This window comes from Haladaptatus ordinarius, assembly GCF_054177595.1.
This window is the reverse complement of the sequence record NZ_JBPEHH010000026.1, coordinates 1-14,043: the sequence shown is the minus strand read 5'-3', so window position 1 is coordinate 14,043 and position 14,043 is coordinate 1. Positions and strand designations below refer to the sequence as shown.

Below are 14,043 nucleotides of genomic sequence, written 5' to 3'. Positions count from 1 at the left end.
GGCATTCTCGACGAGGGAGTCACAGCGTCACTGCCGTCTGCGCACGAGAACCCACCCTCGATTCGACCGTTGTTGGATTGTGAAATTCGAGTTCGGCGTCCCTTGAACAATCAAGCAGTCCGGACTTGTATCTTGCAAGAATAGGGTATCCGAGGATAAGACGATGGTAGATACGCAAACGCATTACAACGAATTTCGATCGAGAATCGGTAGCGTGAGTGTCGACGGACGAGCCCACCCCCTCAGCGCGTGGTTCGTCCTCGCGTTGCGTCTCGTAATCGGTTTCGCGTTCTTCTATTCGGGTGTCGAGAAAATCATCTCCAGCTTCGAAGCACAGGGATATCTCGCGAACGTCGCAGCGACGAACGGAAATCCGCTGGAAGGCCTGTTTCTCTGGATGAGTCAGACTCCGTGGTTCGTGGACTTCGTGAACGTCGCCGTCCCGTGGGGTGAAGCGGCGATCGGCCTCGGTCTCATGGTCGGGTTCTTGACCCGCCTCGCGTCGTTTTTCGGCGCGCTCATGATGCTCATGTTCTACTTCGGCAACTGGGACATGGCCCACGGGTTAATCAACAGTGACTTCATGTACTTGTTGGTGTTTCTCTCCGTCGCTGCGTTTGGAGCGGGCCGCATTCTCGGTCTCGACACCTACGTCGAACGGTTCGAAGTCGATGGCCAGCCACTCATCGAGAGATATCCGTCACTCGAGTATATTCTCGGCTGAAGACGATCGGTCCACGGTACGACCGTTTTCATCACCGGTGGGATACCCGTTCGGCCCGGTCGAAGCGCAACGTGGAGACCAAGATCGATCCGAAACCCCGTCTCTCGGCCCGTCCAAACGACGCCAACATTGATGTGAATCTGAACGAAAAGACGACCCATGCGGTTCAAACGTTTTCTTCGGGGTGTCGGAGTATTCGTAGTCGGCGTCTTCGCTGCGGTCTTCCTGGGGAGGATTCGTCTCGAAAGGAAAAACACCAGACTCGTCGGTGAACTCCTCTCGGATGCTGCTTCTCATCCGGAGCGAGAGTTCTCGAAAGACTCGCTAGAGGGGCTTCCCGAACCGGTACAGCGGTATTTCCAGACCGTCCTCGAGGAAGGGCAACCGTACGTACGAGCCGTTCGGTTACACCAGCGCGGAGAGTTTCGACTGGGCGGTGCGACTGGTGCGTGGAAACCACTCGAAGCGACCCAACACTTCACCGTCGACCCGCCGGGATTCGTCTGGGACGCCGAAATCGAAATGATGCCGTTCGTTCCGACTCGCGTCGTCGACGCGTACAAAGCCGGCAGTGGCTCGTTACACGCGAAACTTCTATCGACGATTCCCGTCGCCGATGTCGAGCCGAGTCCGGAGATGGACGAAGGTGAGTTGCTACGATACCTCGGCGAGAGCGTCTGGTTTCCGACCGCCCTCCTTCCGGACGAAGGGGTCGAGTGGAAGCCAATCGACGACCAATCGGCCAGGGCGATGATAGAACACGACGGCAACACCGCTTCCCTCGTGTTTCATTTCGACGACCGGGACGAAGTAGAACGCGTGTTCGCCGAGGGCCGGTACAGACAGGAGGACGACAGCTTCGAACCGTGGACCGGCTACTTTCGAAACTACCAGGTTCGAAACGGGATGCGCATCCCGATAGACGCCGAAGTGGCGTGGAATCTACCCGACGGTGACGTTAGCTACTGGCGAGCGAGCATAGAGGAGATAGAACACGAGTGAACCGATTGCACCTTCGAATACTATCGAGTGTGCTTCGAGCGTGGCGAATTTTCCGACGCAAACCGACCGCTGGTATGGGAAAGGAGTATCAATCGTCACCCGGTTCGTGACTCCCCACCGTCACCGCGTCGAGCGGGTCGACTACGACCGTCTGATTCGATGTGACCGTCACCAGACACTCCTCGTAGTAGAACAGTCGTAATCGAGGGGGCGGTCACGACGGTCCGAACCCGGCGGTGTTGCCGCCCAGACTCCTGACCCCGACCCGATAGCTCGGCTCTGTGGGAAGAAATCGAAAGCCATATTCACTCGAACCGAAAGGTGTAGTTTCCATGACGGCCAGTGACGCCGAGCGTGGACGGGACGTCGACATCGACCTCGGCTTTACCGTCGGCCTCGGCATGGTGTTCGAGGAAGCCGTCGAGTGGGCCGCGAGCGAGGGGTTTGAACTCGTGGAGTTGTTACTCGACGGCCCGTACGCGCGCGAACGAATCGTCGACCGACGTGAATCGATGCGAACCATCCTCATCGACTCCGGCGTCGACATCGTCGTCCACCTCCCGTTTACCGTCGACGCTGGGTCGCCATTTACGCCCGTTCGGGAAGGGTGCAGTCGCCGAACTCACGGCGGGAATGGACCTCGCGACCGACCTCGGAGCCGAAACGGTCGTGTTTCATCCTTCCTCGGATGCGTGGAATCTCGGCTGGACCGCCGACGAACGTCGTGAGTTCGTCCACGCGGGACTGGATGATTTGATTCCCGCAGCCCTGGAGCGTGGCTTGAACCCGTGTGTCGAGAACGTCGTGTCCAGTTACTACGACGTGACGTCGTTTCCGGAACTGCTGGCGCGGTACCCCGACGCATCGATGACACTCGACACCAGTCACGCGCTCCTCGCCGGAATGGACGAGACCGGGATGGCCCAGTTCGTCCGCGAGTACACCGATCGAATCGAACATATCCACCTGGTCGATACCCGTAGTGACGACGACGAACACTTGCCGGTCGGGATGGGTCGCATCGACTTCGAGACGGTGTTGACGGGGCTATCCGACGCAAACTGGTCGGGGACGGCGACGCTCGAGATCGGCACCGAAGACTACGACTCGATCGCTCTCGGGAAACGCCACGTCGACGAACTGCTGGGCCTCGTCTGACCGACAGGGTAAGGCTCCGGTAAGATGTAGATACACTTGGATGACGCCGTCGAAACCGACGTCCAGGCACGACCGACCAGGTGCTGGACCAAGTCGCCACCGTTGTCGAAGTCGACGGAGCCCGGTTTCAGGGGTCCACCTGCGAGCATCTGCGTCGAAGTCGTCCCTCCCGGGGACGTTCACGTCGAGATGGTCACAGTGGCGTATCTGGGCTGGTGGTCCCGAGAGAAAATATCAGTCGTTCAGTTCTTCGACGCGCTGGTCGCGCTGTTCCTCCGCGGCGCTGACCTTCTCGATGAGCTCGCTCATCTGCTCTTTCATCTCCGAACGCATGGAGGTCGCCGAGAAGTCCTCGGATTCGGCGAGGAGACGGACGAACGCACGGAGTTCCTCGTCGGTGATCTCCTCGAAGTCGCCGAATTCGAGTTTGTCGATTACCTCGTCCACGTCGATCCGGCCGACCGGGTCGACGTTGAAATCGACGGTAACCATGCGATAGTCCGACCCGGCTAATTCTTGTTCAGCCTTGTTGACGCCCTCGGCGAGCATATCCTTGAACGGAGTGTAGTACCCCATCGTGCCGAGGTGGAGGAACGCGAGCATGTCGGTGATTCCCTGCGTGTAGGCGTCTCGTGCCTCGTCGTCGGGGTTGAAGACGGTCTCCCGGTCGCGGTCTTCGAGGTGCTCGAAGAGAATGGTGAAATCGAGGATGGCGTTGCGGACGCGACGACGAATCCGATTTCGTTTCTGTTTCTTCGAGTGTTCGGTGTAATCGGACTTTCGGCCGATGAGGTACTCCCTGTCGCTCGGTGTGAGGATACCTCGGTCACGATCCGCGGAGTAAGTGAGGGTGTTTGGGGACTCAGTGTCGGACTGATCACTCATACACAGATTTTGTGTATGGCTGGAATTAAGGGTTGCGAAGTTCCAAAATCGGTCGCCGTACGAGTAAGTCGAAACACAGGCCGACCGACTCGCTGGGCGGATCTGCCGACTGACAGAAGAACGACGAACCGAGTTCTCCGACCGTACCCGGTGGACTCGAATCCAGCTCTGTTACCGATATTCTCGGGTAAAAATCCCCTCATAGTCCCCCACCACGACAGCTCATCTGGCGAAACTGTGACACGGTATGTTACTCGTGTGAAAATACACAGATAACGTTCATAGACAAAAACAGATAACGTTCCGAGACAAATTTTGTAAACGTATATTGTATCCACAGGATTCAATAGTCGTAACATTTATCAAGATATTTGACGATTGGTTTGATGCACGGCACCAAACCACACGGTGTGAGGGCGCATCCATGAACGACAGCATACATAGACGCGGACGGTTCAGACGGACGGGGATACCATCGAGAGAACGTCTCAGTGGCCAATACCAGAGGCGCTCGAACGATCTCACTGCGACATATTCGACGTTTCACAGTCCCGAGACAGGTGGTTTCGCGTGAGCAACTCTGACGGCCCAGGTGCGGTCGGTCGCTTCCGCGAAGAACTCGACCCGCTCGTCTTCCTCTTTGGGGCTGGTCTGACGGTCGGCCTGATTGCCCTGTATTTCATCAGCCCTAGCACGGTCAAAGACGGTCTTAACATGGCTAACGGCGCAATGAATCAGTATCTCAACTGGGCGCTACTACTAATCGTCTTCCTTGTCGTCGTCTTCCTGCTGTATTTGATAGTCGGCCCCTGGGGCAAGATCAAGTTCGGTGACGGACCGCCGGAGTACAGCTTCCTGTCGTTTTTCGCGATGCTGTACTCGGCGGGATTCGCCGCTGGCGTCGTCTTCTGGGGCCCGACGGAGGCGTTGTTCTACTACGACAACCCCTCGCCCTTGTTCGACGTTCAGGCGCGGTCGGCCGAGGCGATGACCATCGCGGTCCAGCAGACGCTCTTCCACTGGGCGCTCCCGCAATTGGCCGTCTTCACCATCATGGGCATCGCCATCGGTTACTTCGCGTACAACTACGAGGACGTCCCGCTCAGGGTCTCCTCGGCGCTCACGCCGGTTCTCGGCAGAGACAACCTCGACGGTCCGCTCGCGAAGTTCATCGACATCATCGCGGTGTTCGCGACCATCGGGGGCGTGGCGACGTCACTCGGGTTCATCGGGAGCCAGTTCATCTCCGGACTCAACTTCCAGTGGGGAATCAACCTCGGCGACCTCGGCGTTATCGTCGTCGTAACGGTGATGACGCTACTGTTCACCGTCTCGATGGTACTCGGGGTCAACCGCGGTATCCGACGGCTCTCGAACTTCAACATGGTACTGTTCATGCTCCTGCTGATCGCGACGTTCATCGTCGGCCCGTCGGTGTTCCTCATGCTGCTCGGGACGCAGGCTGTCGGCGGTATGATCACCGACTTCGTCTCGATGAGCCTCTTCACCGGGGCCGGCGTCGATGGCGGAACGGAGTGGGCCAACAGTTGGACGGTGTTCTACTGGGCGTGGGCGCTCTCGTGGTCGCCGTTCGCCGGACTGTTCATCGCGCGCATCTCGAAGGGTCGGACCGTTCGCGAGGTCGCATTCACAGGAATCGTTGCAACCTCGGCGGCGACCATCCCGTGGTTCACCGTCGTCGGCGGCTCCGCGGTCTGGGCCCAGCACAACGGCATCGCTAACTTCGGCCCGGTGCTTGCCGACACCCCACCAGGCGCGGAGGCCTCCGGCTTCATCCTCTTCGACGCGTTCCCCCTCGGGACGGTGTTCATGCTGGCGTTCATGTTGCTCGTGACGACGTTCTTCATCACGTCGGCGGACTCGTCGACGCTCGCGGTGTCGATGATGACCACCGGCGGGAAGGCCCGTCCGTCGAACATCAACCGAGTCTTTTGGGGCGTCGTCCTGGGGATGACCGCCGCCATCCTCATGACGATCGGCGGCGGGGCCATCGACACGCTCCAGCAGGCGGCCATCATCACGGGTACCCCGTTCGCCTTCGTCTGCTTCGTCGCGATGCTCGGACTCATCAAAGAGTTCAGTTCGAAGCACGGTCGCGTGCTGCTCCAAGACCAGACCACGCTCGTCGGCCCGCCCGACGCCGCCGAGCAACCGGGGTCCGCCAGGCAATCCACGGCCCCTGACGACGACTGACCGGCGAAAGTCGCCCTCCCTCACACGTGCGATAACAAGTTTTAATAACGGCATATACGAACTTTGTGTATGGACAGGGACACGGCAGAACCAAACATGGGCGCGTTTCCTGGGCCGAACGCGCGGAAGTGGATCGATTTCCACCACGAACACGCGGCACCGAGTGAATTCTCTCACGATTTCGTCTGGGACGTGACGGGCGAGGCGGACGGGCCGTTCGTCTCTGACGTCGACGGTAACGTCCTCCTCGATTTTACCTGTCATATCGGTGCGGCACCGCTCGGATACAACAACGAGAAGCTCCTCTCCAAACTGCGGGAGTTCTCGCTCGTCGAACCGATGAAGGTCGCCGGGCAAGACATGTACTTCGGCGCAGGCGACGACCCGAAGTCCGCCGAATTTCCGGCGTCCAGCCACCTCATCGAGAAGCTCGTCGACGTCTCCAACCAGTACGGAATGGACACCGTCTTCCTCTCGAACTCCGGAGCCGAGGCCATGGAGAACGCGATGAAGATCACCCACGACCACAACCCTCCCGCCAAGTACGCCTACACGTTCGACGGAAGCTTCCACGGTCGCACACTCGGTACCCTCTCCATCACTCGCTCGAACGAGGTGTACACGCGCCACTACCCTGAAATCGCGGGGGTACGAACGGTTCCGTTCTGTGAGGACCGCGACAGCGCCACCGAAACCTGCGACTGTGGATTCTTCACCGAAGACGGCTCACAGCTCCGGAACTCCCTCCAACCCGAAGGTGGTCACGTCAACCCCGACGAGGTCGCCTTCGTCGTCGTCGAACCGATACAGGGGGTCGGCGGCTATCGGTTTCCGAGCACCGATTTCGTTACCGAAGTGGGCGACGTCTGCGAAATGTACGACATCCCGCTCGTCGTCGACGAGATTCAATCGGGAGTCGGTCGAACTGGCGAGATGTGGGCGTCGGACCACTACCCCATCGAACCCGACGTCATCGCCAGCGCGAAAGCACTCCGGGTCGGCGCGACCATCTCGCGGTCGGACCTCTTCCCGACGGAGGAGAATCGCCTGGGTTCGACGTTCGGCGGTGGCGACCTCCTCTCGTCGATGCAGGGCTTGTTCACGCTGGAAGCTATCGAGGAGTACGACTTGCTCGCCAACGCGACGGAACGCGGCCACCAGGCCAAAGAACTGCTCCGGGACGCCGCCTCCCCGCACGTCGACGACGTTCGCGGGAGAGGGTTGATGCTCGCCGTCGAGTTGGATACGGCAGAAAGACGCGATTCGGTCGTCGAAGAAGCCTTGAAACGCGGGATGCTCACCCTCGGTTGTGGCGCAAAGACAATCCGCCTGCTCCCGCCGCTGGATTCGACCGAGCGCGAGATCGAACTCGGCATGGGCATCTTGAACGACGCCATCGAGGCGGCGTGAACCGTTCGTCGCTGTACGCTAGCGGCTGGTGATAACTGGGCCCATCGCGTCGGACACACTGCGGCTCTACTTTCCCGGTTCCCTGCGTGGTCCCCGATTCGTGTCCCACCGACACCATCCCGCGAGCGAACGCCGTGGAGCGGTCGATGGTCGTCCGACGAACCACCGCTTCGAGACGGTCTCGGGCCGCTTCCACGTCGACACCGATGACGACCTCGGCGGCGGTCGGAGACTCCCCGTTCGTCTGCTCGAAACTCATGACTCGTCCGCCGCGACGGACAGTATCGACTTCGTCAGCACGTCGACGCCGACGCCGAGGCTCCGCTCGTCCACGTCGAACGTCGGCGTGTGGTGACTCGTCGGGTGGTCGGTGCCGACGATGAGGTACGTGGCGAGGCCGCCTTCCTCCTGCACTCGCTCCATCAGGAACGTGGCATCCTCGCTCGCCCCGAAGTCCGCAGTCGGAACGACCGATTCCACCCCATCGACGTCGCGAGCGACGTTCGCTACGACGTCGACGAGTTCGGGATCGCTATCGGCACGAGGGGATTCGCTCACGACGTCGATATCCACGTCACAGCCGTGCATCTCGGCGGCGGATTCGAGTGTCTTCGTCAGACGAGATTTCATGTACTCCTTGAGTTCGGTCGTCTCACCGCGGGCTTCTGCCACGACGTGTGCCCGCTCGGCGATGACGTTGCTCGCAGTACCCGCTTCCGCCTTCCCGAGGTTCACGCGAGTCATCCCGTCCGAGTGACGGGGGATGGCGTAGGCGTTCTGGATGGCGGTTCCGAGCGCTTGCATCGCGTTGTCACCCTCCTCGGGCGCTTTCCCCGCGTGTGCCGACGTCCCCTCGAAGGTCACGTCGACGTGGCACATGGCGAGCGGACGCTCGATGCCGGCGACGACCTCGCCCGTCGGGTGGTCGAGACCGACGTGGACGGCGAAGAGATAGTCGATGTCGTCGGCGAACCGACTCTCGGCCATCGGATGGCCGCCACCAGACACCTCCTCGGCGGGCTGGAAGAAGACGACGAGTTTCCCTTCGAAGTCGCTGTCTTTGATGGCTTCGAGGGTGGCGAGTCCCCACGTCATGTGGGCGTCGTGTCCGCAGGCGTGCATCGTCCCGTCTCCTTCCGACCGGAATCCCTCGGCCACGGGTGCGTGGTCGTCTGCCGTCGATTCCTCGATGAACAGGGCGTCGATGTCGACCCGGAGGCCGACCGTCGGCCCGGAACCCCGGTCGAGGACGGCGACGACGCCCGTGTTTCCACCCGCCATCCGGTCGAGGATATTGGAGTCTGCGCCGCGGTCGAGTGCCAGGTCGTACCACCTGGCGACATCGTCGGCCTCGGGGACAGCCATGCGATCGTCGCTGTCGTACACCTCGGTTCCGACGGCGAGGTCGTCGACGCCAATATCGTGCAGTTCTTCGACGAGTCGGTACGTCGTGTAGAACTCACGCCACGCTGGTTCCGGATACCGATGGAACTCACGTCGTACCTCGGATAGTCGGTCTCGTACTGACTCGGCCATGTGTGGTACTGACACGTCCCATCCACTTAATTGTAAACGCTTTCCGTTGACATCGGGTACATAAAGGACTAAGTTAGACAGTCACAATCGTTCGACCATCGATTCGCGTCAACCGACGCGGTGGTGAGAGAATGAGTGAGAACCCCGATATCGTCGTCCTGCGCGAAGGGACGGAAGGACTCTCGATGGAATCGTACGCCCAGGAATTGCGCCAACGCCTGCCCGACCGGTCGATCGCGCTCGCCCGAACGCCGAAACAGGAACGCGACCTCGTCGCCGACGCACGGGTCGTCACCGGTATCACGGTCGACGAAGACCTGCTCGCACACGCCGACCGACTCGAACTGTTCGCGTGCACGTTCGCCGGAACCGACCACGTCCCGCTGGACGCGTTCGCAGAGCGTGGTATCACCGTGACGAACGCTGGCGGCATCCACGCACCCGGTATCGCCGAGCAAGTGATTGGCAACGTGCTCGTCTTCGCACGCCGCCTCCACGAGGGGTGGCGACGCAAGCAGAACCACGAGTGGCGACACTTCCAGTCGGGTGAACTCACCGACAGCACCGTCACGGTCGTCGGTCTCGGCTCCATCGGGAAGGCCGTCGTCCAGCGTCTCCAGGGCTTCGAGGTCGAGACCATCGGAGTTCGATACACGCCGAAGAAAGGCGGTCCAACGGACGAAGTCGTCGGCTTCGAGGAAGACGCCATCCACGACGCCTTCTCGCGAAGTGAGTACGTCGTCGTGGCCTGTCCGCTCAACGAGATGACGCGCGGCCTCGTCGGGGCATCGGAGTTCGCGACGATGCCGACGGACGCCATTCTCGTCAACGCTGCACGCGGGGCCATCGTCGAAACTGACGCGCTCGTCTCCGCACTGCGGTCGAACACGATCCGTGGGGCGGCACTCGACGTGACGGACCCCGAACCGCTCCCGGCCGACCATCCGCTCTGGAACCTCGAAAACTGCCTCATCACGCCGCACACGGGGGGCCACACACCGCGCCACTGGGAACGCCTCGCAGACATCGTCGCTGGGAACGTCGAACGACTCGACACCGGCGAGACGCTGAACAATCAGATTCTCGCGCCGGAGTCGAACTGACGAGACGGTGCCATCGCGAGACACCGGATCTTCTCACGAACGCACGAGTGTCGACGTCGACGCGGACGCTGCCGTCGACCGCACAGACGACCCACCCGCCGATGCCGGCGGCGCGAACGGCGACAGCGAGGAGACGAACCCGTCGTCCAGTCGAGAAACCGGCCGAGACGCTGCGCCGTCGAGTGTCGAGGTCTCCCATCCTCGAATCTCGTCAGGCAGTGAATAGTTTTCGGGGGAACTCGGCCAGTACTTCGGCACCGTTCGAGGTGACATGGAACGTCTCACTGAGTTCGACGCCGAAGTCGTCGAACCAGAGGCCCGGAATCATGTGGAACGTCATGTTCTCTTCGAGCACCGTCTCGTCGCCGGGGCGGAGACTGGCGGTGTGTTCACCCCAGTCCGGCGGATAGCCCAGTCCCATGGAGTAGCCGATTCGGTCTTCCTTCTCTATGTCGTACTTCTCGATGACCTCACGCCACGCCCGTTCGACCGATTCGGCGGTGACGCCGGGTTCGACGTGGTCGATAGCGGCTTCGAGGCCTTCGACGACGATTTCCGCCCGGTACTGCATCTCCTCGGGCGGCTCGCCGACGAAGGTTGTTCGCGCCAGCGGGGAGTGATACCGGTTCCGACAACCGGAGAGTTCGATGATGACGGGGTCGCCGCGCTCGAAGGGACGGTCTGTCCACGTGAGGTGTGGCGTTCCGGTGTGGTCACCGGACGGCATCAACGGCACGATGGAGGGGTAGTCGCCACCGAACTCGTCGGTTCCCCTGATGAGTCCGTCGTAGATCTCCGCCGCAACCTCGTACTCGGGGACACCCTCCCCGACGGCGTCGAGTCCGGCCTGCATCGCGTTCTCGGAGACGCGGGCGGCCTGGCGCATGTACTCCAACTCCGCTTTGGATTTGATGATTCGAACCCAGTTGACGAGGAGCGTCGCGTCGTCGAACTCGGCGTCGGGGAGGTTCTTCTGAAGTCGGGTGTACGACTTCGCTGTGAAGTAGTAGGCGTCCATCTCCAAACCAATGCGACCATCCGCGACGTCGAGTTCGTCCAGTATCTCGGCGAAGAAATCCATCGGGTGGAGGTCGTAGGGCGACTGAACGTGGTCGTCGCTGTACGACTGGATGTTCTCCTCGGCGAGCCACGTCGTCGCTCGTGCACCGTTCGCGTCCATCTCTCGCCCGACCCAGACCGGTTCGTCGCGGTCGTGGGTGACGATGACGGCCTGGTGGACGTAGAACGACCACCCGTCGTAGCCAGCGAGATAGTTCATGTTCGCCGGGTCAGAGACGACGAGTGCATCCAGATCCGCCTCCCGCATCCGCTCTTTCGTCCGTGCTATCCGCCGTTCGTATTCGTTGCTGTCGAAGACGGCTTGTGGCATGACAACGTCACTCTCATCGTCGTCCCGATGTTGGATAAGTTTTTTGTGTATGATGAATACGGATTGTGTATACAATGGCAGGTCGCCTCCCTCGGGTGATCACGGAGACGGACTCCAGTCCGTGACTTCCGTGCGACAGCATCGGTCGGTCGTCAGAAATGCCTCGGCGAGACGCGTCACTCGTAACATCCTTCGAAACGCAGCGATACCGCTACTCTCGCTGTTCTTTGCGGATCTCATCGGCGTCCTGGTCGTGAACGTGTTCGTCCTCGAAGAAGTGCTCGGTATTCCGGGTATCGGGAGGATAGGACTGCTCGCAATCGAACAACGTGACCTGCCGCTCATCATCGGCATCGCACTCGTCATCGCCTTTGCGGGTATCGTCGGCAACCTGATTCAGGACATCGCGTATTCGAGCCTCGACCCGCGCGTCGACGCGGAGTGACGGACGAACCGTCGAAATTACTGGCCACCAGAAGGAGGATTTATTGGCACGATTCCCCTAGCGGGTCGTGTGGATTCCCCGTTCGATATCCTCGGAATCGACGCAGACGCAGACGACACGGAAATCGTTCAAGCGTATCGAAAGCGGGTGAAGGAAGCCCATCCAGACCACGGCGGGTCCGTGGCCGAATTTCAGGCGGTTCGGACGGCGTACACACGAATTCGGGACGGATCCGACGGCGAGATACAGGAGGCCGAGCACGAGAGTGTAACGGAACGCAACCAACCGGAGACGACGCTGGTCGAGTATCTCAACTACGAGGTGCTCGACGACCACCAGTGGAATCTCGGTGACGGAGACCTGTTCGAGAAAGCGTCGGCCGAAGGGTTAGACCCCGTCGACTACGGTCGGATAACGGTACAGCCCGACGAGACCCTGCTCGAGGCCGCAGAGAAACAGGGATTTGCCTGGCCGTACGCCTGCCGCGGTGGGGCGTGTGCGAACTGTGCGGTCGCGGTGATGGAGGGTGAGTTGGCGATGCCCATCGACGACATCCTCTCGCCGGAGTTGCTCGAACAGAATATCCGACTCTCGTGTAACGGCGTGCCGACCACGGACGAGATGAAGGTCGTCTACAACGTCAAACATCTCCCGGATCTGGACGACCTCCGACTGCCACCGCATCCGTTCGACACGACACGTTCCCACTAGTATCCACCCTCATCTCACCGAAGACGGTACCATTCTCATCGCACCGGAGATGAAGTGTTCCCGACGAATCGGCCGCGTTTCGAACGGCGCGGCTACGTCTCCCGACGGGCGGCGGCCGCTCCTCGAACGGTGTCGGCGACCGCTGCAACCCCGTTTTCGTGGAGCAAATCGCCGACGACGACCGTGTCGGCGACCAACGCCATCTCGTACGCCGACTCGTAATCGCGGATACCGCCGCCGTAAAACAGCGTCGCAGAAGACAGCGCGTCGCTCGCGGCCGCCACGACGCCCGACTCGGCGAGCATTCCAGAGGACTCGATGTAGACGAGTTCCTGGCCGAGCATCTGCTCTGCGACCTCGGCGTACGCGGCGACCTCCGTGGCAGAAAGGTCGCAGGTGGCCCGTGTGTACCTCGCCACTGCAGAGTCCGGATTGAGAACGAGGTACGCTTCGGTGTGCGTGCGCTCCCAGTCGATGGCATCGGCGGAGCGAACCCACTCTTTGTGGGCACCCGCAAGCCACGTCGGGTCACCTGCATTCAGGACGACTGGAATCAGATACCCGGCGACCGAACCGCCGTACGTCCCGGATGGTCGGTACGTCGGTTCGACGAATAGCGGGACGTCGTGAGACGAGAGCGCATCGACGATAGGCAGTACGGCCGCCTCCGTCACGTTCGTCGTCCCGCCGACGACGATTGCGTCGGTCCCCGTTTCGGCGACGTCGGTGAGCGTGTCCGCTCCGTGGAGTCGTTCATCGGGGTCCACCTTCGTTACGTGTTTCCAGTCCGACCACGCGTCCGACATACTGCTTCTAGTGCGGTCGCAAGCAAACCGTTTTCCCTCGACGAAGATGGAACGGGTCGACTTCGTTCCCGACCGGGCAGTCGAACAAGGAGGACGTAGCGTGCTTTCTCCTTGACCTGCGACCGTCATCCGCATTTTCGAATGAGAACGTCGTATCTTAGAGAAAGTCCAGGTTATTTCATATGCAATTATAGAATTACAGGCGAGAATACCATGCCCTTGAGGGCGTGGATGAATCGCCGTCTTTGTTCACTTTCACTGCACGGTGCAGTCTTAGGTGCGTTTTGTGCGTATCCTTCACTGTCGATTCGATGGTACCCCATCGGATACTGACAGTTCGACAACTGGCAGTTGACTCGGTGTTTGCCTCATCAAATAAGTAAGCCCTCGGACACGCAGACCGACGCAAAATAACCAGGTACCTCCGAATCCATCGCTGGATAGGAGTAACGGTGCCGTGGCAGTGCCAACACCTCGTCGGGGTGTAAACCGTAACCATCCCAACTCAGCAAGACCGGCTTGTGGGAGCCCCGCGTCTTTAGCCCTGTCTCTTACCCACAAGTGCTAACGCCGCAGCTGACGAACCGAGGCTGTAAGATGCGGCATGGTTCACATAGTTGGCGGCCTGATATAGATGATGACGGAGAGTTGTGTGACAT

At 60.6% G+C, this 14,043-nt stretch carries 14 protein-coding genes; 10 read left to right on the top strand and 4 right to left on the bottom strand.

Annotated elements, in window-relative coordinates:
- The first annotated feature begins 163 nt into the window (after positions 1 to 163).
- From ACR3FF_RS11370 to ACR3FF_RS11355, 4 genes are all read left to right on the top strand, one after another.
- Positions 164 to 724 (top strand): DoxX family protein, encoded by a 561-nt coding sequence (locus ACR3FF_RS11370; RefSeq protein ID WP_458188132.1) that lies wholly within the window; start codon positions 164 to 166, stop codon positions 722 to 724.
- Between the two features lie 159 nt (positions 725 to 883).
- On the top strand, positions 884 to 1,726 hold the full coding sequence (locus tag ACR3FF_RS11365) for a DUF6920 family protein (RefSeq protein WP_458188131.1): 843 nt from the start codon (positions 884 to 886) through the stop codon (positions 1,724 to 1,726).
- Positions 1,727 to 2,058: 332 nt separating this feature from the next.
- Positions 2,059 to 2,454: a hypothetical protein gene (locus ACR3FF_RS11360; RefSeq protein WP_458188130.1), complete on the top strand. Its 396-nt coding sequence runs from the start codon at positions 2,059 to 2,061 to the stop codon at positions 2,452 to 2,454.
- Positions 2,360 to 2,884: a sugar phosphate isomerase/epimerase family protein gene (locus ACR3FF_RS11355; RefSeq protein WP_458188129.1), complete on the top strand. Its 525-nt coding sequence runs from the start codon at positions 2,360 to 2,362 to the stop codon at positions 2,882 to 2,884. The genes ACR3FF_RS11360 and ACR3FF_RS11355 overlap by 95 nt, the downstream gene beginning before the upstream one ends.
- A gap of 234 nt (positions 2,885 to 3,118) precedes the next feature.
- Here the strand turns inward: ACR3FF_RS11355 and ACR3FF_RS11350 are convergent, their stop codons facing one another.
- Positions 3,119 to 3,769 carry a DUF8102 family protein gene (locus ACR3FF_RS11350; RefSeq protein WP_458188128.1) on the bottom strand — a complete coding sequence of 217 codons (651 nt, stop codon included), beginning with the start codon at positions 3,767 to 3,769 and terminating at the stop codon, positions 3,119 to 3,121.
- Between the two features lie 570 nt (positions 3,770 to 4,339).
- Here ACR3FF_RS11350 and ACR3FF_RS11345 point away from each other — a divergent pair.
- Both ACR3FF_RS11345 and ACR3FF_RS11340 read left to right on the top strand, forming a co-directional pair.
- Complete coding sequence (locus tag ACR3FF_RS11345; RefSeq protein WP_458188127.1) at positions 4,340 to 5,983, top strand: BCCT family transporter; 1,644 nt, start codon at positions 4,340 to 4,342, stop codon at positions 5,981 to 5,983.
- Between the two features lie 69 nt (positions 5,984 to 6,052).
- Positions 6,053 to 7,393, top strand: coding sequence for an aminotransferase class III-fold pyridoxal phosphate-dependent enzyme (locus ACR3FF_RS11340; protein ID WP_458188126.1), 1,341 nt, complete (start codon positions 6,053 to 6,055; stop codon positions 7,391 to 7,393).
- 255 nt (positions 7,394 to 7,648) lie between these two features.
- Here the strand turns inward: ACR3FF_RS11340 and ACR3FF_RS11335 are convergent, their stop codons facing one another.
- The gene (locus ACR3FF_RS11335) at positions 7,649 to 8,929 is read right to left on the bottom strand and encodes an amidohydrolase (RefSeq protein WP_458188125.1); all 1,281 of its coding nucleotides are present in this window, start codon (positions 8,927 to 8,929) and stop codon (positions 7,649 to 7,651) included.
- A gap of 131 nt (positions 8,930 to 9,060) precedes the next feature.
- Between ACR3FF_RS11335 and ACR3FF_RS11330 the strand changes: the two genes are divergently transcribed.
- Together ACR3FF_RS11330 and ACR3FF_RS11325 are read left to right on the top strand one after the other, a co-directional pair.
- The gene (locus ACR3FF_RS11330) at positions 9,061 to 10,032 is read left to right on the top strand and encodes a D-2-hydroxyacid dehydrogenase (RefSeq protein WP_458188124.1); all 972 of its coding nucleotides are present in this window, start codon (positions 9,061 to 9,063) and stop codon (positions 10,030 to 10,032) included.
- Positions 10,033 to 10,039: 7 nt separating this feature from the next.
- Entirely contained in the window at positions 10,040 to 10,258 is a 219-nt protein-coding gene (locus tag ACR3FF_RS11325) for a hypothetical protein (protein WP_458188123.1), read from the top strand.
- Here ACR3FF_RS11325 and ACR3FF_RS11320 read toward each other — a convergent pair.
- A complete protein-coding gene (locus ACR3FF_RS11320) occupies positions 10,244 to 11,422 on the bottom strand; it encodes a M24 family metallopeptidase (RefSeq protein WP_458188122.1) in 1,179 nt (392 codons plus the stop codon). The two genes, ACR3FF_RS11325 and ACR3FF_RS11320, sit on opposite strands and share 15 nt — an antisense overlap.
- 121 nt (positions 11,423 to 11,543) lie before the next feature.
- Here ACR3FF_RS11320 and ACR3FF_RS11315 point away from each other — a divergent pair, with 121 nt between their 5' ends.
- Together ACR3FF_RS11315 and fer are read left to right on the top strand one after the other, a co-directional pair.
- Positions 11,544 to 11,867: an ABC transporter permease subunit gene (locus ACR3FF_RS11315; protein ID WP_458188121.1), complete on the top strand. Its 324-nt coding sequence runs from the start codon at positions 11,544 to 11,546 to the stop codon at positions 11,865 to 11,867.
- A gap of 69 nt (positions 11,868 to 11,936) precedes the next feature.
- The gene (gene fer / locus ACR3FF_RS11310) at positions 11,937 to 12,578 is read left to right on the top strand and encodes a ferredoxin Fer (protein ID WP_458188120.1); all 642 of its coding nucleotides are present in this window, start codon (positions 11,937 to 11,939) and stop codon (positions 12,576 to 12,578) included.
- Between the two features lie 92 nt (positions 12,579 to 12,670).
- Here fer and ACR3FF_RS11305 read toward each other — a convergent pair whose 3' ends face one another.
- Positions 12,671 to 13,384: a phosphoglycerol geranylgeranyltransferase gene (locus ACR3FF_RS11305; RefSeq protein WP_458188119.1), complete on the bottom strand. Its 714-nt coding sequence runs from the start codon at positions 13,382 to 13,384 to the stop codon at positions 12,671 to 12,673.
- Between the last annotated feature and the right edge of the window lie 659 nt (positions 13,385 to 14,043).